Raw genomic sequence first — 19,958 nt, forward strand, 5'->3', positions numbered from 1 at the left:
GGTCAGGCCTGTCCGATCAGCAGGATCGCGACCACCAGGCCGTACACCGCGATGCCCTCGGCCAGCCCGACGATAACGATGGCCCGGCCGAAGAGTTCGGGCCGCTCACCCAGCGCGGCGAGCGCGGCCGCCCCGGTGTAGGCGACGGCGAGGGCCGACCCGATCGACGCACCGGCCACCGCGATGGCGGCCGAGTACAGCGCGGCCGAGTTCGGCCCGGCCGGCTCGCCGCTCTGCTGTACGGGAGCACCCTGCGCGGCGCCGTTGAGCCCGGTGACCAGCAGCGCGACGGCGCCTGCCAGGAGCAGCAGGTTCGAGGCGAGCAGCCATCGCACGGCTGATTTCGGCCGCCGCCGGGCCAGCAGACGAACGGCCCAGAGAGCGAATGCCAGCAGGGGAAGGACGATCAGCCATGCGATCACGAGGTCACCTCCGCGTCGGCGGCCGTGCGAACGTGCCAGGGACGGAACGGTCGCCCCTCGGTCTCGAAAACCCGTGAGAAGATCTCGTAGAACTCCAGCCGCAGTGCCTGTACCGCGGCGACCAGGGCCTCCAGCGCGACGGCAGCGGCGGTTCCTGCCACGAACACCACGACCGCGGCGAGCAGGTACCCCGGACCGCGGTCCGCGAGCCCCGCGGTGCCCCGCCACACCAGGTCCGCCAGCGCGGCATGGGTGAGACCGAACGCGGCGAGCCGGGCGAACGACAGGGTGTTCGTCCCGGTCCGCACCACGACGTCGAAGAGCCGGACGCCGGTCTCGGCCGCCCCGGCCGCCCCGCCGGCCGTGCCCTGGAACAGCCCCACGCCCGCCAGCGCCAGCCCGGCAGCCGCGAGCACGGCCCCGGCGACGACAACCGGGCAGTGGTGCAGATACAGCCCCCAGCAGCCCAGGCCGAGGCCGAGCAACAGCGCGAGCCCCGCGGAGCCCGAGGCCGCGTACAGGGCGCGGCCCGGTCCGTCCTCACGCCAGCGGTTGACGGTACCCGCGGCCAGGGCGAGCGTCAGCAGCACCGCGCCGATGCCGATCGAGACAGCCAGCAGCCGCTCCGGCTCGTCCAGCGGGTTCAGCCACAGGACGGGCAGCAGCCCGGTGGGGCCGAAGAATTCGCCGTAGGCGAAGCCCGCCAGCATTCCGGCTGCCCCCGCCCCGGCGAGGAAGGGCCACAGCCGCCGCCATCGCGCGAGTTTCCGCGGGCGGCCGAGCCGCAGCGTCAGCGCGGCGAGCAGCAGCAGTCCACCGTGCCCGACATCGCCGAACATCAGGCCGAACATCGCGACGTAGACGATTCCGGCCGGCCAGGAAGGGTCGAAGTCCTTGTACGGCACCGTGCCGAACGTCGTCACGAGCGGAGTGAACCCGCCGGCCGGCCGCTGCGCGCCACGCAGGAGGGTGGGTGGATCGACGCCCCTCGGCGCACCCAGGGGTACCAGCGCGCCGCCGATGGGAGCCAGCCGCTGTCCGAGCCGCGACACCTCCGCCGCCGGACACCATCCGGCCAGCGCGGCGACCTCCCCGCGTCGCACCGCGCTGTACAGCCGCTCCTCCAGCTGTGCCTCGCCCGCCAGCAACTCCACCCGGCCTTCGCGTTCCAGCGCATCGAGGTCGGGCGCCGCGGCCGCCAGCACGGGCTCCCTCCCCGGTGTCCGTATCCGCTGAAGCCGTCTGCCCGCCGGGCCGGGCCCCATTTCTTCGAGGCGTTCCAGCTCGACGCAGCCCGCGTCGGCGACCCGTACCAGGGTCTCCCGCAGAGCCGCGTACGGCGCGACGACCGCCACCCGTCGCATACGCACCGGTGTGAGGGCCTCAGACGATGGCATCGAGCACCTCCAGCGACCCTCCGCCGCGTGCTGCCAGCTCCAGCCCGGCCCGTACGCGCCAGGCATCCGCGGACAGTACGGCCACAGCCCCCACCACGGGGGCGTGGCCGTGACGCGGGATGCGCAGCAGGCCGGCACCGTCGTCCGCCAGCACCTGCCACCAGCGTGCCTCCGCCTGCCACAGCTCGTGCGGGTCGGCGATGCCGTCCACGGCCCAGCGTGCGGTCGCCGGCAGACGACGCCGGAAGTCACCGAAGTCAGTCGCGTCCACGGCCCGGGAGCCCAGCAGCCGTACCGCGTGCGTCCGCGCCGGTCCGGGGAGCGGGCGCCCGCACACGTAGTGCTCGCGCGCCGTCAGCAGGGCCGCCCGGCCGACGGCCCAGCGCCGCGCGGGCCCCACGGTCCTGCAGACCTGGTCGGCGGCCGCCATCCGCAGGGTGGTGAGCACTGCCCGGGGGGTGTCCGCGCCAGGGTCGCCCCAGGGCGAGGAGGCGAGGGCCGAGCGGAGTTCCGCCGGGGTCCCGGCGTGTTGGAGACGACGCCATGCCGTGCCCAGCGTGCCGAGCCGGTAGGGCGCCGGCTCCGGCGCCCCGGAGAACGAGCGCAGGCGGGCCTCGACGTTCGCGATCTCGAACCCGGCTGCCAGCGGCCGGAGCAGATCCGCTCCCGAGCGCGGCAGCCAGCCGGCCAGCACTCTCAGCTGCCACAGCAGGGTCGCGGACACCGCCCGCTGAACATCGGCGAGCTCCGACTCGGCATGCAGGCGTCTGCCGTACGGCGTCGTGGCCAGGGATCGCAGCGCCTCGCCCAGTGTGGCGCACGCCGCCGGCTCCCGGCCGGCGTAGGCACCGGCGCACAGGGAGACCAGAGCCCTCGCCCGGATCACTCCCGCGACCCACCCGGCGCCCACCGGGCCCTCCCCACATCGGACAGTTCACTGAAGGCGTCGTCGACCACGCGGTCGGCCAGAACGGGCAGCCGGGCATCCGCCCTGCGGCGCAACGCTTCGGCGGCGTGTACCCCGGAGGCCATGATCTGCGCCGCTTCCGCCCGCGCTGCCCGTCGAGCGGGCGCCTCGGCCAGCTCCCGCGCCTGCCGTGCCCCGGCCTCGGCCGCAGCCACGATCTCCGCCGCCCGGACCGCGGCCCGGTGACGGATGCCCTCGGCCTCCCGGACCGCCTCGGCGCGGATCTCCGCCGCCTCCGCCTGAACTTCCGCAAGCCCGGCCAGCAGCGGATCCAGCTCGGCTGAGAGTTCCGCCTCACGGTCGGCGGGGACGCCCGTATCGGCCGGGCCCGGGGTGCCCCAGGGGCGGAATCGTGCCAGGAAGTCCCAGAACCTCACCACGAGAGCCCTCCTGCCGTCGGGTGTTCTCTCCAGTCTCGCCACCCACGGGCGACCTGTCTCTTCGGGACGAGCCGCCCGCCCGCCCCCTACGAATTGCCGGGGAGGTGTGCGCGGTGAATGCGGGGCCTCGTTCGGCATGGCGAGGACGGGCCGGGCACGGGGTCGGGCTTCCCATTCGCCGACTCGCCTTCGGCCTCAGGCGCAGGTGGCTGCGTTGGCATCTCCCGGTGTGTTGCGATCTCGCCGTCGAATCGCCGCATCGCGGGCAGGGTCAAACGCCTCGGTGCTGGGGGTGAGCATCGCTGCGGCGGCTGCGGCCACCCCCAGCGCGGAGGCGCCGACGGGATCCTCTCCGGCGACTCGGCGGACGGGTGCGAACGCTGGTTCGACCAAATGCGCTACGGACAGTACGTGGACGACATTGCTGTGAACGGCCGGGGGGCAGGCACCCCAGGCCCTCGACCTCCTCCAGGAGGCCGTACTCGCCACCGACGCCCTCATACCTGAATGACCAAGGCGTGGGCCGCGTGCGCCATGGTGATACTCGGCTTCGGTGGTCCGCCGCGCGTTTCCACCGCCTCGGTCCACAGCGGCTGACAGCCGTGCACCGCACGATCAGGACCCACGAGAACGGGTCGGGCCGTTTCCGTCGACCGGTGCGTGCGGGCCGATTTCGTCCCGGGGGCCAGGAGGCTCCTCAAGGACGCTCCAGGCGACCGGGCCGAGCAGATCCGCCACCCTCCGGAAGACGTCCATCAGCAGATCGTCCACTGTCAGCATGCCCACGACACGTTGTCCGTCGAGGACGGGAAGGCGCCGGACGCTGCTGTTGCGGAACGTCTCGTAGGCGGTGTGGATGTCGCTGGCAAGGGCGACGGTCACAACCGGGGTGGTCATGATCTTCCTTACCGGTTCGTCGAGATCGAGCCCCGCGGCCACCGCGCGCACCGCGATGTCACGATCGGTGACGATGCCGTGAAGTCCTTCACCCTCCGTCACAACCAGACAGCCGACGCCATAGACGTCCATGCGGCGGGCCGCCTCGCCGATGGTCGTCGTGGCGTTGACGGACACTGCGGGCGCGGACATGGATGCGGACACGCTCATTGTCCGGCTCCTTCCCACTGGCTCCGTATCGTTCATCCTAGGTCGGGTTACAGGACCCCGGCGAGGGCCGAGCGGGCCTCCACGGTGGGACCGAATGGCCCTGTACTCCTCACTTCCAAGGCTGCCGATCGACGTTGCTCGTCAAGCGTCGGAGTCGCACCGGTGATGCTGCTCGGTTCTCGGGCGGTCCGACCGAGGGGGATCGATGAGGGCGATCTTCTGGGAACGTGTGGAGCGGCGGAACTGTCCGACCATCACCGGCCGACGCTTCCGGGGCCTTGGGCGAGCCGGCCGGGAAAGCGTCGAGGTCGTGCACGTCGCTCGGTGCCCGGTCCCGCTTGGGACCGCGCCGCCCGCCCACGCCCCGCGGCGGCCAGGGGCACGTCAACGCCATTGCCCGTCGTGGCGCGGCCACCGACCCCGTCAGACGGCTGTCAGGGAGCCGGGGAGCTGGGCCAGTACGTCTTCGGCATGGGTGACGACGGGCATGCCGGCCGCGCCGGTCGCCGGCGGTGTCTTGTGGAAGCCGTGGTAGGTCATCGTCCCGCCGGACAGGAACGCCGTCTCCCAGCCGCCCTGGCGCAGCACGCAGTAGGCGGTGTAGCTGCGGAAGCCGGAGCGACAGTACATGTAGACACGGCGGTCGCGGGGGATCTCGGACAGCCGCTCGCGCAGCTCGGTGTACGGGATGAGGACGAAAAACTCGGCCTGGGTACGGGTGTCGAGGATCAGGGCCCGTTCGGCGCACTCGGGGAACTCCTCCGGGTACCAGAGGTGGATGTCGCCGCGCAGCAGGTTCGCGACGAGGAAGCCGACCATGTTGACCGGGTCCTTCGCCGATCTGTAGGAGAGTTCGAGGTGTTCGAGGTCGTAGACGCTCATCCCGGCGCGCTGCGCGACCGCGAGGACGTCGATGCGTTTGTCGACTCCGTCCCGGCCCAGCACCTGCGCGCCGAGCAGCCTGCCTTCGGCGGGGTCGAAGAGGACCTTCATGAACAGTGCTGCGGTGCCGGGGTAGTAGGCGGCGTGGCCGCTGGGGTGGGCGTACACCTTGCGGTAAGGGATAACGGACCGGCCCCAGTGGCAGCGTCGCGGGTCCTCCAGGAGCCCGCCTCCCCGGTCGCGGGTGCATCGTCCTCGAACCGGAACGCTCCTGCGGCCTTCACCCGGGCAGCTCGCGCGGCCTCCGCGGGGGGTACCCCCTGCCCGGTCAGATGGCACATCTCCTCCAGACGGGCGATGTTCTCCGGGAGCCAGCGCCGATGCTTGCCCGCGACGCGGACAGCGGGCCCGATCGCATAACGCCGCTCCCACGAACGCAGCGTCCCGCTGCCACTCCGAGACGCTGCGCCACGGCTCCCGTACTCATGCCGACCACAGGCGGTGTCAGGGGCTGCTCTTCGACTTTCACGGGTTCAGCTGCCAGATGGACGCGTTGAGGACGGTTGCGAAGGCCACCCACAACAGGTAGGGGACGAGCAGGAGCGCAGCGGTCCGGCTCAGCCGCCGGAACAGGAAAACCGTGGTGGCGAGCGCGGCCAGCAGCAGGACGATGTCCAGAAGGGCGAGCCCGAACTGCCGGGCCGCGAAGAACAGCGGGGTCCAGGCCAGATTGAGGGTGAGCTGCACCGACCACCACATGTGGGCCCGGCGCACGCGCAGACGATCCGGTTGGCGCCCGACCAGCCAGGCCGCAACCGCCATCATCCCGTACAGCACGGTCCAGACGGGCCCGAACAGCCAGGCCGGCGGGGCCCAGCCGGGCCGGACCAGCGCCGCATAGACCTCACCCGCATCGGCGGAGGCAAGTGCTCCCAGTGCCGCGACGCCGTAACTCACGGCGAGGAAGCCCGCGAGGGCCCACCACTGCCTCGATCCGTGCGGGCGGGCCGGGGCAGGCATCGGTGCTGGTGTCGCGGAGTGTGCCACGGCTGTCTCCCGGTGTACTCGATGACTTCCGACGTGCAGCGAGACCTGCGTCCGCCGCGGGCCGGCAGCTCTTCCGCGCGGACACAGCTTCGTTGCTGCCTGCCTCCTCTTCTCCTGCCGCGCCGCTGCCGGATGCGCCAGCCGGGACCGTCCGACAGCGGTGCGGTCGGGCATCACCACCCCCGTGTACCCGGCGGGCCTTTGAAAGGCCCGTTGATCTCGGAAGTGATCCAGCCCCCGTAGAAGTCTCCCGGCTGCGCGACCACCTCCTCGTCCCCGACTCGGCAGTGATCCACTCGGGACGGGTAGAAGGCAAGGAACCCGGCGATGGCGGCGAATCCGGGGGAGGGGTTCTCGTAGCTCCGCCGCCAGACGAGGTCGTACCTTCTCCTCAACCGTCCGGCGCCGACCCCCCGACCATCCGACCGCACCTCGCACCGTTCGTGCACCTTGAATCCCTCCCCGCGAGATCAGAGCTTCGCGTGGTTGGCAACGGAAGCCGTCCTGTGCCACGGCTGCCCCGCCGGCTCACCCGCCATCTTCTCGACCTCGGGTCAGGCCATCAGGGCGGTCAGTTGCTGAGCGGCTCGTCGGGGGCCGTGCAGGCGTACGTGCCGCCGCAGTTCTTCGACGCCGCGCCCGGGGGCGTCCAGAAGTGCGGAGACCGCCTGGCCTGCTCTCTCGGGGTCCAGCCGGTGCGGGTCGAGGCACAGGCCCGCTCCGGACCTTTCGGCGTCGTGGGCGACGGAGAACTGATCGCTGGAGAAGGGCAGCACGAGGGCGGGCACACCGGCCGCCAGGCATTCGGTGAAGGAGTTGTTGCCTCCGTGGTGGACCATGGCGTCCACCTGCCGGAGCAGTGCCTGCTGCGGTACGGTCGCGGCCAACGCGACCCGGGGGCCTGCCAGACCCGCCAGTGCCTCGGCCTGGTCCCCGGCTGCGACGATCACCGAAGTGTCGGGGCGCTCGGCGAGAATGCCGCGTGTCACCGACTCCAGCACGTCCCGCCGGGCCGAGAGGAACGTCCCCAGTGCGACCAGCACCAGACGCCGGCCGGCCTGGCGCAGGCGGCTCACTTCGGAGTTCCAGAAGGGGCCCGGGTCGAGTGTGCCGGTGGGGGTGAGGTGTCCGGTGAATACGTAGTCCGGGCCTTCGGGGCGTGGGGGCAGCCAGTTCAACCGGGGATAGTTCAGCACGACGGCGTGTGGAGAGCACAGAGTGAACGCCCGGCTCGGTACGGGTCGGTGTGGCGCGTGGCGGGCGATGAACTGTCTCGCTCGTCGACCGTCTGTGGCGGAAAGCCAAGCAGAGCGCAGGCATCACAAGGAAGATCACCCCGCACTGGCTGCGCCACTTCTTCGCCTCGGCGGGACTGTCCAAGGGCGTACCGGTGACGGACATGGCCGAGTGGCTCGGGCACCGGGATCCACGCATCACCCACGAGACGTACGCGCACGTGATGCCGGACGCCCCGGGACGGCTGAGGGCCCTGATGGATTCGGTCTTCACACGCGAGACCGAGCTGAGCCTGCCGCTCGAGTTCGAGGCCGTGGTCCAAGCGGCCTGACGCCCGGTGGCGCCATCGCGATGCGCCGATCCGATCCGCCCATGAATGACCGAGTTCAACGCTGCGTAGTCAGCACCGAACCAGCACGGGAGAGGTTGCCAGGGGTGCTGACAAGGGCTTTCGGGTCAGCACCGAACCAGCACGGGAGCCACCACGGAGGGTGCAAAACGGGCTGATCCACGCGTTTGTGGCAGGCGTCGACCGGGGGTTCCGGAATCCTTCGAGGTGTCCAAGGCGGCGATGTGGTGGTTGGGGACACAAGGTGGCGCCTGAATGTGATGTCCCGCCACATACGCTGCCGACCTGCGGGCTTCTACGGTATGGCCACACCAAACGTCCCCGCAGACCCCGGAAGTGGTGCACATGACCTCCCCCGCAACAACCGCACCATCGTCAACCGGAATCCGCCGAGTCGTCGCAGCGAGCCTGATCGGCACCACCATCGAGTGGTACGACTTCTTCCTCTACGGATCCGCCGCGGCCCTCGTTTTCAACCAGCTCTTCTTCCCCACCACCGACCCCATGGTGGGTACCCTCCTCGCGTTCCTCACCTACGCGATCGGCTTTGGCGCGCGTCCCCTGGGCGGAGTCGTCTTCGGGCACTACGGCGACAAGATCGGCCGTAAGAAGCTGCTGGTCCTCAGTCTGTTGTTGATGGGCGGCGCCACCTTCGCGATGGGCCTGCTGCCCACCCACGCCTCCATCGGCGTCGGCGCTCCGATCCTCCTCACGCTCCTCCGTCTGATCCAGGGCTTCGCGCTTGGCGGAGAATGGGGCGGCGCGGTCCTGATCGTCTCCGAGCACGGCGACGACAAGAACCGCGGCTTCTGGGCCTCCTGGCCGCAGGCCGGCGCACCGGGCGGCAACCTGCTCGCCACGGGAGTCCTCGCCCTGTTGGCCGCCTTCCAGTCGGACGAGGCATTCCTCGCCTGGGGCTGGCGCATCCCCTTCCTGCTCTCCGGGCTGCTCGTCGTCATCGGCCTGTGGATCCGCGTGTCGGTCTCCGAATCCCCGGTCTTCCTCGAAGCCCGGGCCAAGGCCGAAGCCCAGGCCGCCGTGGGCGTCAAGGAGAAGGCGCCGGTTGCCGAGGTCTTCCGCACGAACTGGCGCGGAGTGCTCACCGCCATCGGCACCCGGCTCGGTGAGAACATCGCCTACTACATTCTCACCGCCTTCCTCCTCGTGTACGTCACCACTCACCTCGGACTCTCCAAGAGCATCGCCCTGAACGCCGTGCTGATCGGCTCCGCGGTCCACTTCGTCACCATCCCGGCCTGGGGGGCCCTTTCCGACCGGATCGGCCGTCGATCGGTCACCCTGATCGGAGCGCTCGGCATGGCCGGTTGGGCGTTCGCCTTCTTCGCCCTGCTGGACACCAAGTCCGCCGGCGTGATCACTCTCGCGGTCACCATCGGTCTGCTCCTGCACGGCGCGATGTACGGGCCGCAGGCCGCCTTCATCTCCGAGATGTTCGACACCAAGGTCCGTTACTCCGGCGCCGCCATGGGCTCCCAGCTCGCCTCGATCATCGGAGGTGCCCTCGCCCCGATCATCGCGGTGGCGCTGCTCCATGACTACGGCTCCGCTATGCCGGTGTCGCTCTACCTGGGCGCGACGGTCCTGATCACCGCGGTCACCGTGGTGATCGCCAAGGAGACGAGCGGCCGTAGCCTGGCCCAAGAGGACAACCCGGCCGGTACGCTCCCCGCTCAGGAGCGCGTCAGCGGGGACCCGATCCAGACCATCGGCTGACACCCCACGACTTCCGACCCGCTGCCCGCCCCACCGCCGCCGCCCCACCACCGTCCTGCCGATGGCGCGGTACGGCGGGCAGCTCCACCCGGGCACGCGATCACCGGCCCGCCCGCCGCGTCACCCCATTCAGCACCACGGAGACGATCGCCCGATGCCTCATTCCACCGAACCGCAGGGAACCGGGCCCGCCTGGACCTCCTTGCGAGGCCTTCTCGACCTGCTGGACCGCGGTGCTCCGGCCGAGGACATCCGCGCACTGGCCGCCGGCGCCCGCGCCGCGAACCTGCCGGCCGGGGAGCACGCCGCGATCGAGGACGCCGTGAACGTGGCCCTCCGTGTCCGCCGGACCCTCGGTCAACACCGGCGACGGGAGGCCGAACTGGCCGCCCTGTTCGACACCGCCGGCGACCTGGCCGCGCTGCGCGACCTCGACGCGGTCCTGCGCGCCATCGTGCACCGCGCCAAACTCCTGCTCGGCACCGACGTCACTTACCTCTCGCTCAACGACGAGCAGGCCGGCGACACCTACATACGGGTGACCGACGGCTCGGTCTCGGCCGCCTTCCAACGGGTCCGTCTGGGTCTGGGCGAGGGCCTGGGCGGGCTGGTTGCCGAATGCGCCCGCCCCTACACCACCAACGACTACCAGGACGACCAGCAGTTCGTGCACACGACCGCCATCGACAGCGCTGTGCTCGACGAGGGGCTACGGGCCATCCTCGGCGTACCGCTACGCCTGGGCGCGGAAGTCATCGGCGTGCTGTACGCCGCGGACCGCACGCCACGTACCTTCACCCCCGACGAAGTGGCGCTGCTCTCCTCACTGGCCGACCACGCGGCCATCGCCATCGACAGCGCTCGCATGCTGGAGGAGACTCGCAACGCGCTCGACGAACTCAACACGGCCTCCCGGACCATCGAGGCCCACCACCAGGCGATGCGCCGGGCCGAAGAGGCCCACGACCGGCTCACCGACCTGGTACTGCGCGGCGGGGACCTGGCCGAGGTGGCCGCCGCGATCGGGACGGTGCTGCGCGGCGGAACGGTCATCCACGACGCCGAGGGCTCCGAACTCGCCCGCGCCGGAGCCGACCCCCAGCACACCGACACGGACGCGGTCGCCGCGTCCCGGGCGGACGGCCGGGCAGTCCCGCACGACGGCGTGTGGGTGTGCGCGGTCCTGGCGGGCCCTGAACTCCTCGGCAGCATCTCCCTCACCGGCCGGGCCGATCTGGAGGAGGCCGACCGCAGACTGTTCGAACGCGCGGCCGTGGTCACCGCGCTCCTGCTGATGCTGCGCCGCTCAGTGGCGGAGACCGAGGACCGGGTACGGGGCGAACTCCTGGGCGACCTCCTCACTCCGGGCGTCAGCGGCCCGACCTTGACGGCCAGGGCCCGCCGGCTTGGAGTCGACCTCGGCCGCCCCCACAGCGTGCTCGTCCTCCAGGGGGACCAGGCGTCCCGGCAGCAACTGCTCGCGGCTACGGCCCGAACCGCAGCCGCGCACAGCGGACTGGCCGGACTCCACCAGGATCACGTGGTCCTCATGTGTCCCGGTGACGGGCCGAGCACGTTCGCCAAGAGCCTGGCCCAACAGCTCAGCCAGTCCCTGGCCACCCCGATCACGGTCGGAGCTGCAGGCCCGGCCGCCGGGCCGCAGGAGCTCTCCGCCGCCCACGACGAGGCCGCGCGGTGCCTCGTCGCGCTGCGCGCGCTGGGCCACCAGGGGCAAGGGGCAGCCCTGACGGACCTCGGCTTCGTCGGGGTCCTGCTCGGCGACCGGACCGACCTGACCGGATACGTGGACCACATCCTCGGCCCGGTCCTGGCCTACGACGCCCGCCGCGGCACCGAACTGCTGCACACCCTGCGCGTCTACTTTGCCGCGGGCATGAGCCAGGCGAGGGCCTCCGAAGCACTCCACCTCCACGTCAACACAGTGGTCCAGCGCCTCGACCGGATCGGCCGGCTGCTCGGCCGGGACTGGCAGGACCCAGCTCGTTCCCTGGAGATCCAGCTCGCCCTGCGCGTCCACGAGGTGTCACCCGCCGGCGAGGGCTGATCGGTGCCGGCCGGTAGCCGATGCCAGGTCGCGAACACCCACGAGCACGGGATGGATCGCGGAGGTCTGCCGCATCCATGTCCGCCACCGCCGCGCACTACGGTCACGGTAGTCCCCGTTCGTCTTCCCCCTCCCCCCATCCCCCGCACAGCACTGGAGGCTCTCCATGAGTCCCGAACCCCGTCCGGCAGGCAGCCGAGCGCGCCGCCGCGTCCGTTCTCGCCCTTGCCGTCGTCCTGCTCCTCTCAGGGGAGCCATGCCGAAGTCGCCCCGGTCGCCGCCACGACCGGGGAACTGGAGTCCCGTTCCGCCGACCAGGTCTTCAGCGACGGGATCTCCCTCGGGCGGCGATCGCCCCGCGCCCGGGGCCCCTCGTACCGTGTGGAGTGCATCTGCGATCGCCCTCCGGGGGCATCACAGTGGGCAGCCGGTAGACCGTTGCGATGGGTCTTCGTTCACCAGCCGACGATGCGGACGACGAAGAAGGCGGCCACCATCACCGCCCCGAAGGCGATGAGGCCCAGAAAGGCCCAGGGATGCTCCCACAGCCCTCCGTCCGGACGCTCCTGGTGAGCAGAGGCTATCGAGCCCTCCACCTCCGGTGTCTCTTCCGGCGGTACCTTCGGTATGGACATGATTCCTCCCGTGGCTGTCAGTTCAGTTGGGTCGAGCGGACGGTGTCGCCGATCCCACCCGCTGTGGAGCGGCCGAGATCCGAGGTGTCGAGGGATCCTCAAGGCGCCCGAGAAGATCGTCGACAAGCGCGTGCACCTCGAGGGCGGGGTCGGCGCCCTGCTGAAGGGGTGGCGGGCTGCCCACTATGGCGCGAGAAGCGAAGCTGGTATCCAGATGCCGAAGCCGAGCGTCCACTACGGCGACGCGCCGCTTGCGAACCTCTCGTGCCAGGACGCCGAGCCAGCATGCCAAGGCCGACTTCGAAGCCGCGTAGTCCGCGGTTCCGGTCAGTGGGGCGTTGACGATCGCCCCGCTGACGGCCGACAGGAAGCCGCCATCACGGACCGCGGATACGGCACCTCTCAGGACGGCCATCGGGCACAGGGCATTGACGGTCATCAGATGCTCGGCGGCGGCGTTCGGAACCTCGGCGGCCGGCCCGAAGCCCGCGACCCCGACGGTCACGAGGACACCGTCGAGGCGGCCGAGCGCGGACAGCGCCCAAGGACCCGCTTCGGCGCAGGCATCGAGGTCGTAGGCGTCCAGCACGTGGGTGGGGCAGCCCGTCAGTGCGGCCAGCTCCGAAAGGCCCCGCTCATTTCGCCCGGCGAGCGCGAGGCGGGCGCCACGGCCGAGCAGCTCCCATGCCGCCAGGCGGCCCACCTCTCCGGTCGCGCCGACCAGCAACAGCCGTGCCTCGGACTCACAAGTGATCATCTTGGCGCTCCAGGAGTCGAATGGGCCCTGAGTGTGAGGCGTCGATCCGAGGACGGGAGACCGCTGCCTCTCCGCAGGTCGTGACACAGGGCCATCAGGAAGCTGAAGACGCACGGGCAACTCGTGGCGTCGGAGCATGAGCCCTCCAAGCGGAGGTCAAGGTCCAGCTCCGAGGTAATCAGCTTGACCACCACCGGCCTACACGACAACTTGCAGTGTTTGTGCATCGAATTGCCCGCTTCGCGAAGCCGTGTGGGGATTGCGGCGACCCGGTTCCCCGCGTGCCCGGGGTTCGAGGAGCCAGGTGACGGCGGGGTGGTCCAGTCGCGGGCCGAGCGCGCACTCGAGGCTGGGGTGGAACTGGGCGAGCAGGCCGCATATTCGGTTGCTGGCGCGGGTGGCCTTGGCGGCGAGGCCCTGGTCGAAGCCGGGTCAGCACCGTGATCTCGGCGGTGATCTCGTCGGTCAGCTCCAGCGAGCGCAGGGACGTGCGGCATGGTGCGGGCGGCGTCCGCGATGACCGGGCGTCCTTCGCATTGGTTTGCGCCTCGCCCGGATAGAGATCGGCGATCCGCCGCATCGCTAGTCCGGGCAGGTAGGCGACTTCGCAGCCCGCGTTCCGGGCGACGGGCAACGGCAGAGCTCTGACCGATGCGGGCGGTCCACGATCACCAGCACGGTGGCGAACTTGGCCTTGAGCTTGACGAAGACGGCCCGCAGTTCCGGATTGCTGTTGGGCATCGGCTTGTCGAAGACCTTCTTGTCGCTGGGGTAAATGCTCCGGTGCGGGGGTTGCGTTGAGTCCGTTCGTGTCCGAGGCCCTTCTGGGCGCGTCGAAATCCCTTGGGCTGCTGCTGACCACAGCGGGCGGGCGGGTCTACTGAATGCGTTGTTGGATTCCCCGGCGGGTGGGCGGGAGTGCGGGCGGGGCAGAGTGGCCGGCAGGAACGCGTCGAAGGGTGGTGTGCTGGTGGAGTGGGACTGGTGGACGGTGGAGTTCGGAGACGTGCACGCGGGCGCGGCGGGCGTCCTGATCGGCGGTGTTGAGCCGGGTCCGGTGTACTTCGACATCGGGAGCGGCCCGGACGTGCCGTCGACGATGCACTGGACGGCCTACGACGGCCGCTCGCGTCGACCGCGCGCCGAGGCCTTCCGTGCGGTGTGCGCGTGCGGCTGGCGCGGGGCCGCCGAGTACCCGCTGGACTGGGCGACGGTCGGCGACCGCCCCTTGTACGAGGCGGACCTCGACCTCACCGGACCACTCTCGGACTGGACCGCCCGTCTGTGTCTCGTTCGCGACAAGGCGGTGCCGCTGCCCGAACCGCTGGCCGCGCTGCGCGCCGTGGGAGTGGTGGAGCGGATCGCCGCCCGGGTCGGGCGGGAGGCCGCCGCCGCTGTCCGCGACGACGGCATGTCCACTGAAGCGGTGGCCGTCGCGCTGGGCACCACCCGCCCCAAAACCCTCGTCATGCTTCTGACCGCGCAGGACAGATGACGGCAACGCTGCGCACTGTCTCTACCACTGGGACCGGCCCGGCATACGGAGTCGTGAGCACCGCCGAAAAGGTGATCACGTGGCCGGGCCGTTGCCGACGTGGAGTTCGTTCACCCACTCCCGAGCCGCCGCGAGATTCGGGGCTGGCCGACGGGTTCGTGATCGAAGCCGTCCCATTCCTCCAGGACGCGCGGCTCGTCGGGGCAGGGGTGGCCGGCGCCGCCCTGCACGGGCCGGTGGCGCCGGTGGATGTCCAGCGGCGGGCGGCGGTGCTTGGCCATGTGCTCGATGGTCTCAGGCCGCGACCGTGGTCGGACGCGCGGCGGTGAGATCCCTCGCCCGGTTCCGCAGGTCGTTGACCGCGGTGGTCTTGTACGGGCGGGCCGCGTGCAGCAGTGTGTTGAGCCGAGAGGTCACCAGGGTGGAGTCGATTCTGGCCGCGTCGTCGAGCGCCTGCTGGGCGGGGTGGGCTCCGCGTTCGGCCTCGCCCTCGTCGAAGAGCGCGGCGGCGAGCCCGATGCGGTCCATGACGCGTACCCGGTCGAAGCCGGGCTTGTGCAAGGCGTGGATCAGCCGCTGAGGACCAGGGAACGGCGCACACAGGCTCGGTCGGGGTTCTGCTGGAGGACGGCAGCGAGCCGGGGCCGGTGCACTTCGACGTCGGCAGCGGCGCGCACATGCCGTCTCAGACGGCGTGGCACGCGTACGACGGCTGGTTCGGCCGCCCGAAGGCCGCCCTCCTGCGCGGTGCCTGCGCGTGCAGATGGCGCGGCGCCGCTGAATGTTCGCTCGACTGGACCGTGCTCGACGACCAGACGCCCCTGTACGAGGCCGACGTCGACCTGGCCGGGCCGATCACGGACTTCAAGGCCCACCTCACCGTGGTACGCGACGCCGCCGTTCCCCTCCCCGAACCTGTCACCACCCTGCTGACCGCCCTGACACAGAACCTGGAGACCGCGGCGGTGACGGATCTGCTCGTGACACTGAAGGCCCTCGCGGACCTGAGGTACCTGATCGCCGGAGTGGGTGCGGACGCGGCATCGGCGGTGCAGGCCGGCCGGATCCCGATGGAGACGGTCGCGACCGCGCTCTGTGCGAGCGAGACCGCCACCCGCCGGTACGCGAACAGCCATCGTCACCCCTGAGGGACGCCCACCGTCTGTCCGGCCGACGCGATCGCCCCATCTCTGAGCCGAGGCCACGGTCGCGGCCCCTACCAGGACCGGTGCCCGGCCGTTCTGGTTCCGGTGAAGTTCAGGCACTGTGCCATTCGGTAGGCGGGTGGGCGGTGAGATCGGCAGTCATGCGGATGGGACTGGAGACGCAGAAAGCGCAGGCCACGACTCAGGGCGTGATGCCGTGGTTCCCACCGACCGGGAACTCACTCTGCAGGCCTTGCGGAAGCTGGACCGGCCACTGCTGGCCTGGGCACCCGACTTTGAGGTCCACCGGTTCGACTCCGCCGCCTACTACGCCCAGTTTGCCGACGAGGTCCTGTCCCCACTGGAGCAGCAAATAGCCGCGCTCCCGCCGCGCCGGGAGTGGAAGCTGGAGCGGGTCTGGGCGTCGGACGCGGACTCCGACGACGCGCACGCCGACGAGTGCAAGGCGGCCAGCGCCACGATCGGCGGCCGCCGTCTGCACCCCCGTGAACTGGACACCTACGCCGCCCTCGCCTACGAGGCCGCCGGCCGGCCGAGGAGGACGACTTCAGCGCCCCCGACGACGGCACAGCCCTGGACGATCTCACCGGCGACCTCGAAACGGCCCTGGCGTGGGCGGCCGCCGACGTCTGCGTACTCCAGCAGTCCCTGACCACCCGTTCCAGGACGTTCTCCTCTATGGCGACAACGACCACGACAACCGCCCCGACCACCAGATTCCCTTTGCCCATGCCACGCTGCTGAAGCAGAAGGAGGACGTGTCCCTGACCCGCTGAGCTCGTTCTTCAACTTTCTGGTCGCCGCGAGTGTTGCCCGGTGGAACAAAATCGCGATGCGCACCGGCAGCAAGCCGGTCAAACTCGTGAGCATGACTGCGAAGATCACTCGTATCAACCCTGCGCAGCTGCATGAGACGCCCGGCTATCACCACATCACCGTGGTCGAGACCGGTCGTACGGCCTACCTCGCGGGGCAGTGCCCTCTCGATCGGAGTGGTTCCCTCGTCGGTTCCGGATCGCTCGAGGCGCAAGTCGACCAGGTTGTCGCAAACGCACTCGCTGCCTTGGCTGCCGTCGATTCCGAGCCGAAACATGTGGTGCGCTCGGTGATCTATGTGCGGAGCGACGACAGGGGCGTTCTGGGCTCCGCTTGGAGTCGGCTCACCGACTCAGCTCTGGGGCCGGCGTTCACCACCGCCAGCACACTGTTGGGTGTTGCACAACTAGGCTTCACGGGGCAGCTCATTGAAGTGGACCTCACCGTGGCGCTGCCCGACTGAGGCTCTTCGTCTCCAGGTATCGAACCGCGCCCACGGCGCAGGGAAGCGGGAGCCGGATTGGCGCGGGCGGCGGCCGAGGGCGGTGTGCTGGGTGCAGGGCCGCACCGTCGGAGACACGGCGCCGACGAGGGGTCGGTCCGGGAGGGCGCGCTCGCATCCCAGTCCAGCGGGTACTCGGCGACACCGCGCCATCCGCAGGCGCACGCTGCCCGGAGTGCGTCGGCGCCTGGCCGGCGGTGGCGGCCGTCGTAGGTCGACCAGTGCGTCGCGGTGGGCACGTTCGGGCCGTTCCCGACCTCGAAGTACACCGGGCCCGGTTCACCGCCGCCGATGAGGACATGGCCAGGCCTCACCGACTCATTGTCAGAGCGATGCTCCAGACTTTGCCCATGTCCCTCACCTCTTCCACAGTTCGGGCGTCATGGGCCCGGATTGATGCTTGGCTTCGCACACACGCTCCGGCCTCCGCCCGGCTTCTCGCTCCTCCTGCCAATCCCGACGAGGTCGAGAGGGTGCAAGTCGAGATGGCCGTTCGCTTCCCCGAAGACCTGCTGGAATCGCTGGGGTGTCATGACGGGCTCGTCAGCTGGGCCAACATCCTTCCGGAGCAGCCCCCGATACCTCTCGCCGAGATCGTCTCCTTTTGGCGCATGTCCGTGGAGATCGCAGGGGACGACCCGGACCTCTGCGAACCGCACGAGGAGGGCGGCGAGCCTTGGTGGCATCCGCAGTGGATCCCGTGGGCCCAGAGTGACGGGGACTCGCAGGTGATCGACATGCGCGAGGGCCCACAGCAAGGCCGGGTAGGAAGCGCGGCTCATGATGAAACGGCGTCTTTCGCCGACGGATGGCCGTCGCTTTCCGCCTACCTGAACGATGTAGCGGACGTACTCGACCACGGGGGCACGGTCGGCCCGTGGGCACCGTTCCTGACCACTGACGGCGAACTGTGGTGGTCCTCCGAGGGCGAGACCGAACTGAACGGACTCCCTCTCGCGCCCGCCCCGACGTCTCAGGGGGGATGAACAGTTGATATCCCCTGGGAAGCAACCCGGGCACCGCCGACTGTCGCCCCGGTGCCCTCCGGCATAGCCCGAGATTTCTTCCTCGAGATCTTCGCCATCCTGCGCTCGGACGCCATGCGCCTACGGGCCCGGTATCGGAGGATTCGGGGACGGGCCCACGGGGCTCCCGCTCAGAGGCGACGTTGCGTGAGGGCCACCATGAGCCACACGGAGCCCTGTTCATGCGTGGCCGAGCTGCGCAGCCAGGGCTTCGGCAGCGGGTACGGACGCGGCGTGGCGGTGGGCGACCGGTTCAGGTCCGGTCCCTCCCGGTGATGTCGGGCGGGGTCGGTGGTCGCGTGCATTGGCGGAGGCTCCGGACCCGGAGCAGGTGCGGGCGGCGTTGCGGGGCCCGATGGGTGCGGGGTGGCGGCGGATTGACTGACGGAGGCCTTGGGGGTGCCGCTGCCGCTGCCGCGGCTGTGCCCGGCGCGGTCGGCGAGTGGCATCACGCCGGCGATGTCTGCTGCGCTTCACGAGACCAGGACCAGCTCCGTACGGGCCCGGTGGAGAAACTCGGCGACGGGCTTCTCCCGGCCGCCAGGGGGCGATGGTCGTGGTGATGTCGGCGACGTAGCCGCGGACCCGGGCGGAGGTTCCTGAACAGCGGTGATGCGCTGACCGCTTGAGCCTGCCATTGTCGGCCAACAGGCCGCCGACGCGTCCGGGTGACGTAGTCGGCACAGACTGCTATCTGCTATCTGCTATCTGCTATCTGCCATCGGTGAACACCGTCCCGATGGGGGCGCAACAGTCATTACCGTTCAGTCCCATGACGACGGTCACCACCCGTACGGTCGAGTATCCGGCCGACAACCTGACGATGATCGGATACCTCGCGCTCCCGGCCGGCGCCGAGCCTCGGCCCGCCGTCCTGATCGGACCCGAGGGGGTGGGGCTCAGCGACGTCGAGCGCCGCCGGGCCGAGGCTCTGGCCGAGCTGGGGTACGTGGCGCTGGCCTTCGACCTCCACGGCGGACGCTACTTGGAAGACCCAGAGGAAATGTTGGCCCGGTGCATGCCGCTGCTCGCCGACCCTGACCGGATGCGAGACATCGGTCACGCAGCGCTCGACGTGTTGCGCGCCGAACCACGGGCCGACCTCGACCGGACCGCCGCCGTCGGCTACGGCACCGGGGGCGCAGTCGCACTCGAGCTCGGTCGCGATGGCGTCGACCTGCGTGCGATTGGGACGGTCAACGCACTGACGACGGGCCGACCGGGCGAGGCGGCACGCATTCGCTGCCCGGTGTGGGCCGGGGTCGGTTCGGAAGACCTGATCATGCCGCCCGCGCAACGGGTCGCGTTCACCGAAGAGATGCAGGCCGCGGGCATCGACTGGCGCCTCACGGTCTACGGGGGAGCCCTTCACGCCTTCCACCACCCACCGGTCGACCACACCGTGCCTCCCGGCGTCGGCTACCACCCACGGCACGCACAGCGAGCCTGGCGTGACATCGTCGCCCTGCTCGCCGAGTGTCTGCCGATCACGGATTGATCCGATCGGCTCCTGATGCTCACTCCTGCCCGTTGTCGCCCTCGTCCAGTTCGGGCGCGTCCGGGTCTCGCAACGGCCGCCGGGCGCCGTCGGCCGGGGTGGAGGCGGTTACGCAGTAGCGGCCGAGCAGGTGCAGGTTACGGTGCTTGAGCGGGGACAGGCCTTCCTCCCGCCCGCACCACAGCCCTCGCCGGACGGCGACCCGCACCGAACGGCGGATCATCAACGTCCGTCTCACCCGCTGGTGAGGACCGGCCCGCATCGCCGGATTGCTGAACGTGCCCGCCTCCACCCTTCACCGTGTCCTGGTCCGCTACCGGATCGCCCGCCTGACACATCTGGACAGGACCACCAGCCGCGTCATACGCCGCTACCAACGCGAACGCCTAGGAAACTGATGAAGATGTTGGGTTCTGGCCCCGCCGCGTCAGCGGTGGGGCCAGACTCGTTCTCGTGGTGCAAGGGGAATGGTTCGGGG

26 protein-coding genes and 1 pseudogene are annotated in these 19,958 nt (G+C 70.4%); 10 read left to right on the forward strand and 17 right to left on the reverse strand.

Translation table 11 applies throughout. From position 1 onward, the window contains the following. Positions 1-2: 2 nt before the first annotated feature. From ACIQK6_RS41285 to ACIQK6_RS41325, 9 genes are all read right to left on the reverse strand, one after another. Positions 3-422, reverse strand: a complete 420-nt coding sequence (locus tag ACIQK6_RS41285) for an ATP synthase subunit C (RefSeq protein ID WP_329107286.1) — start codon at positions 420-422, stop codon at positions 3-5. After that, positions 419-1,819, reverse strand: coding sequence for a V-type ATPase 116kDa subunit family protein (locus tag ACIQK6_RS41290; RefSeq protein ID WP_329107288.1), 1,401 nt, complete (start codon positions 1,817-1,819; stop codon positions 419-421). Before ACIQK6_RS41290 ends, ACIQK6_RS41285 begins: the two co-directional genes overlap by 4 nt. Next, entirely contained in the window at positions 1,806-2,729 is a 924-nt protein-coding gene (locus ACIQK6_RS41295) for a hypothetical protein (RefSeq protein ID WP_402697567.1), read from the reverse strand. Before ACIQK6_RS41295 ends, ACIQK6_RS41290 begins: the two co-directional genes overlap by 14 nt. Next, positions 2,702-3,166: a hypothetical protein gene (locus tag ACIQK6_RS41300; RefSeq protein ID WP_329107292.1), complete on the reverse strand. Its 465-nt coding sequence runs from the start codon at positions 3,164-3,166 to the stop codon at positions 2,702-2,704. Before ACIQK6_RS41300 ends, ACIQK6_RS41295 begins: the two co-directional genes overlap by 28 nt. Before the next feature lie 615 nt (positions 3,167-3,781). Then, positions 3,782-4,273, reverse strand: a complete 492-nt coding sequence (locus ACIQK6_RS41305) for a CBS domain-containing protein (RefSeq protein ID WP_329107295.1) — start codon at positions 4,271-4,273, stop codon at positions 3,782-3,784. A 423-nt stretch (positions 4,274-4,696) separates the two neighbouring features. Then, a complete protein-coding gene (locus tag ACIQK6_RS41310) occupies positions 4,697-5,323 on the reverse strand; it encodes a hypothetical protein (RefSeq protein ID WP_329107297.1) in 627 nt (208 codons plus the stop codon). Next, complete coding sequence (locus tag ACIQK6_RS41315) at positions 5,263-5,595, reverse strand: MerR family transcriptional regulator (RefSeq protein ID WP_402697587.1); 333 nt, start codon at positions 5,593-5,595, stop codon at positions 5,263-5,265. The genes ACIQK6_RS41310 and ACIQK6_RS41315 overlap by 61 nt, the downstream gene beginning before the upstream one ends. A gap of 85 nt (positions 5,596-5,680) precedes the next feature. After that, the gene (locus ACIQK6_RS41320) at positions 5,681-6,175 is read right to left on the reverse strand and encodes a TspO/MBR family protein (protein ID WP_402697570.1); all 495 of its coding nucleotides are present in this window, start codon (positions 6,173-6,175) and stop codon (positions 5,681-5,683) included. Between the two features lie 581 nt (positions 6,176-6,756). Beyond that, positions 6,757-7,398 (reverse strand): nucleotide disphospho-sugar-binding domain-containing protein, encoded by a 642-nt coding sequence (locus ACIQK6_RS41325; RefSeq protein WP_329107300.1) that lies wholly within the window; start codon positions 7,396-7,398, stop codon positions 6,757-6,759. A 92-nt stretch (positions 7,399-7,490) separates the two neighbouring features. Between ACIQK6_RS41325 and ACIQK6_RS41330 the strand changes: the two genes are divergently transcribed. The 3 genes from ACIQK6_RS41330 (at position 7,491) to ACIQK6_RS41340 (ending at position 11,586) form a co-directional block, all read left to right on the forward strand. Further along, positions 7,491-7,769, forward strand: a complete 279-nt coding sequence (locus ACIQK6_RS41330; protein ID WP_329108296.1) for a tyrosine-type recombinase/integrase — start codon at positions 7,491-7,493, stop codon at positions 7,767-7,769. A gap of 363 nt (positions 7,770-8,132) precedes the next feature. Then, positions 8,133-9,521 (forward strand): MFS transporter, encoded by a 1,389-nt coding sequence (locus ACIQK6_RS41335; RefSeq protein ID WP_402697571.1) that lies wholly within the window; start codon positions 8,133-8,135, stop codon positions 9,519-9,521. A 154-nt stretch (positions 9,522-9,675) separates the two neighbouring features. After that, complete coding sequence (locus ACIQK6_RS41340; RefSeq protein ID WP_402697573.1) at positions 9,676-11,586, forward strand: helix-turn-helix domain-containing protein; 1,911 nt, start codon at positions 9,676-9,678, stop codon at positions 11,584-11,586. 455 nt (positions 11,587-12,041) lie between these two features. On the opposite strand, the gene ACIQK6_RS41345 is transcribed toward ACIQK6_RS41340, so the two are convergent. The 4 genes from ACIQK6_RS41345 to ACIQK6_RS41360 form a co-directional block, all read right to left on the reverse strand. Continuing rightward, the gene (locus ACIQK6_RS41345) at positions 12,042-12,221 is read right to left on the reverse strand and encodes a DUF6480 family protein (protein ID WP_329107306.1); all 180 of its coding nucleotides are present in this window, start codon (positions 12,219-12,221) and stop codon (positions 12,042-12,044) included. Positions 12,222-12,243: 22 nt separating this feature from the next. Beyond that, a complete protein-coding gene (locus ACIQK6_RS41350; protein ID WP_402697575.1) occupies positions 12,244-12,948 on the reverse strand; it encodes an SDR family NAD(P)-dependent oxidoreductase in 705 nt (234 codons plus the stop codon). A gap of 208 nt (positions 12,949-13,156) precedes the next feature. After that, positions 13,157-13,612, reverse strand: coding sequence for a transposase (locus ACIQK6_RS41355; RefSeq protein ID WP_402697577.1), 456 nt, complete (start codon positions 13,610-13,612; stop codon positions 13,157-13,159). After that, a complete protein-coding gene (locus tag ACIQK6_RS41360; RefSeq protein ID WP_402697589.1) occupies positions 13,561-13,719 on the reverse strand; it encodes a hypothetical protein in 159 nt (52 codons plus the stop codon). Before ACIQK6_RS41360 ends, ACIQK6_RS41355 begins: the two co-directional genes overlap by 52 nt. Positions 13,720-13,912: 193 nt before the next feature. On the opposite strand from ACIQK6_RS41360, the gene ACIQK6_RS41365 reads away from it, so the two are divergent. After that, positions 13,913-14,473, forward strand: coding sequence for a hypothetical protein (locus ACIQK6_RS41365; protein ID WP_329107310.1), 561 nt, complete (start codon positions 13,913-13,915; stop codon positions 14,471-14,473). 110 nt (positions 14,474-14,583) lie between these two features. Here the strand turns inward: ACIQK6_RS41365 and ACIQK6_RS41370 are convergent, their stop codons facing one another. Both ACIQK6_RS41370 and ACIQK6_RS41375 read right to left on the reverse strand, forming a co-directional pair. Then, positions 14,584-14,754, reverse strand: a complete 171-nt coding sequence (locus ACIQK6_RS41370) for a hypothetical protein (protein WP_329107312.1) — start codon at positions 14,752-14,754, stop codon at positions 14,584-14,586. A gap of 13 nt (positions 14,755-14,767) precedes the next feature. Then, positions 14,768-15,034, reverse strand: coding sequence for a hypothetical protein (locus ACIQK6_RS41375; protein WP_329107314.1), 267 nt, complete (start codon positions 15,032-15,034; stop codon positions 14,768-14,770). A gap of 116 nt (positions 15,035-15,150) precedes the next feature. On the opposite strand from ACIQK6_RS41375, the gene ACIQK6_RS41380 reads away from it, so the two are divergent. From ACIQK6_RS41380 to ACIQK6_RS41395, 4 genes are all read left to right on the forward strand, one after another. Beyond that, entirely contained in the window at positions 15,151-15,621 is a 471-nt protein-coding gene (locus ACIQK6_RS41380) for a hypothetical protein (RefSeq protein ID WP_402697580.1), read from the forward strand. A gap of 250 nt (positions 15,622-15,871) precedes the next feature. Further along, positions 15,872-16,291 (forward strand): hypothetical protein, encoded by a 420-nt coding sequence (locus ACIQK6_RS41385; protein ID WP_329107318.1) that lies wholly within the window; start codon positions 15,872-15,874, stop codon positions 16,289-16,291. A gap of 216 nt (positions 16,292-16,507) precedes the next feature. Further along, a complete protein-coding gene (locus ACIQK6_RS41390; protein WP_329107320.1) occupies positions 16,508-16,918 on the forward strand; it encodes a Rid family hydrolase in 411 nt (136 codons plus the stop codon). A gap of 389 nt (positions 16,919-17,307) precedes the next feature. Further along, a complete protein-coding gene (locus ACIQK6_RS41395) occupies positions 17,308-17,943 on the forward strand; it encodes an SMI1/KNR4 family protein (RefSeq protein ID WP_402697582.1) in 636 nt (211 codons plus the stop codon). A 170-nt stretch (positions 17,944-18,113) separates the two neighbouring features. On the opposite strand, the gene ACIQK6_RS41400 is transcribed toward ACIQK6_RS41395, so the two are convergent. Next, positions 18,114-18,287: a hypothetical protein gene (locus ACIQK6_RS41400; RefSeq protein WP_329107324.1), complete on the reverse strand. Its 174-nt coding sequence runs from the start codon at positions 18,285-18,287 to the stop codon at positions 18,114-18,116. 467 nt (positions 18,288-18,754) lie between these two features. Here ACIQK6_RS41400 and ACIQK6_RS41405 point away from each other — a divergent pair, with 467 nt between their 5' ends. Next, complete coding sequence (locus tag ACIQK6_RS41405; RefSeq protein ID WP_329107326.1) at positions 18,755-19,480, forward strand: dienelactone hydrolase family protein; 726 nt, start codon at positions 18,755-18,757, stop codon at positions 19,478-19,480. Positions 19,481-19,499: 19 nt separating this feature from the next. Here ACIQK6_RS41405 and ACIQK6_RS41410 read toward each other — a convergent pair whose 3' ends face one another. Further along, the gene (locus tag ACIQK6_RS41410) at positions 19,500-19,703 is read right to left on the reverse strand and encodes a hypothetical protein (RefSeq protein ID WP_329108320.1); all 204 of its coding nucleotides are present in this window, start codon (positions 19,701-19,703) and stop codon (positions 19,500-19,502) included. On the opposite strand from ACIQK6_RS41410, the pseudogene ACIQK6_RS41415 reads away from it, so the two are divergent. Continuing rightward, positions 19,645-19,875 (forward strand): annotated as a pseudogene (locus ACIQK6_RS41415) (IS481 family transposase); the annotation flags it as partial. The gene ACIQK6_RS41410 and the pseudogene ACIQK6_RS41415 overlap by 59 nt on opposite strands. Positions 19,876-19,958: the final 83 nt, after the last annotated feature.

This window comes from Streptomyces sp. NPDC091682, assembly GCF_044756625.1.
In the GTDB taxonomy this organism is placed as follows: domain Bacteria; phylum Actinomycetota; class Actinomycetes; order Streptomycetales; family Streptomycetaceae; genus Streptomyces.

Coding starts and splice junctions, on each gene's coding strand:
- ACIQK6_RS41345 (WP_329107306.1), bottom strand. CDS start 12,221: ATGTCCATACCGAAGGTACCGCCGGAAGAGACACCGGAGGTGGAGGGC.
- ACIQK6_RS41405 (WP_329107326.1), top strand. CDS start 18,755: ATGACGACGGTCACCACCCGTACGGTCGAGTATCCGGCCGACAACCTG.
- ACIQK6_RS41340 (WP_402697573.1), top strand. CDS start 9,676: ATGCCTCATTCCACCGAACCGCAGGGAACCGGGCCCGCCTGGACCTCC.
- ACIQK6_RS41410 (WP_329108320.1), bottom strand. CDS start 19,703: ATGATCCGCCGTTCGGTGCGGGTCGCCGTCCGGCGAGGGCTGTGGTGC.
- ACIQK6_RS41290 (WP_329107288.1), bottom strand. CDS start 1,819: ATGCCATCGTCTGAGGCCCTCACACCGGTGCGTATGCGACGGGTGGCG.
- ACIQK6_RS41395 (WP_402697582.1), top strand. CDS start 17,308: ATGTCCCTCACCTCTTCCACAGTTCGGGCGTCATGGGCCCGGATTGAT.
- ACIQK6_RS41400 (WP_329107324.1), bottom strand. CDS start 18,287: ATGCACGCGACCACCGACCCCGCCCGACATCACCGGGAGGGACCGGAC.
- ACIQK6_RS41370 (WP_329107312.1), bottom strand. CDS start 14,754: ATGGCCAAGCACCGCCGCCCGCCGCTGGACATCCACCGGCGCCACCGG.
- ACIQK6_RS41305 (WP_329107295.1), bottom strand. CDS start 4,273: ATGAGCGTGTCCGCATCCATGTCCGCGCCCGCAGTGTCCGTCAACGCC.
- ACIQK6_RS41360 (WP_402697589.1), bottom strand. CDS start 13,719: ATGCCCAACAGCAATCCGGAACTGCGGGCCGTCTTCGTCAAGCTCAAG.
- ACIQK6_RS41320 (WP_402697570.1), bottom strand. CDS start 6,175: ATGCCTGCCCCGGCCCGCCCGCACGGATCGAGGCAGTGGTGGGCCCTC.
- ACIQK6_RS41380 (WP_402697580.1), top strand. CDS start 15,151: ATGCCGTCTCAGACGGCGTGGCACGCGTACGACGGCTGGTTCGGCCGC.
- ACIQK6_RS41390 (WP_329107320.1), top strand. CDS start 16,508: ATGACTGCGAAGATCACTCGTATCAACCCTGCGCAGCTGCATGAGACG.
- ACIQK6_RS41335 (WP_402697571.1), top strand. CDS start 8,133: ATGACCTCCCCCGCAACAACCGCACCATCGTCAACCGGAATCCGCCGA.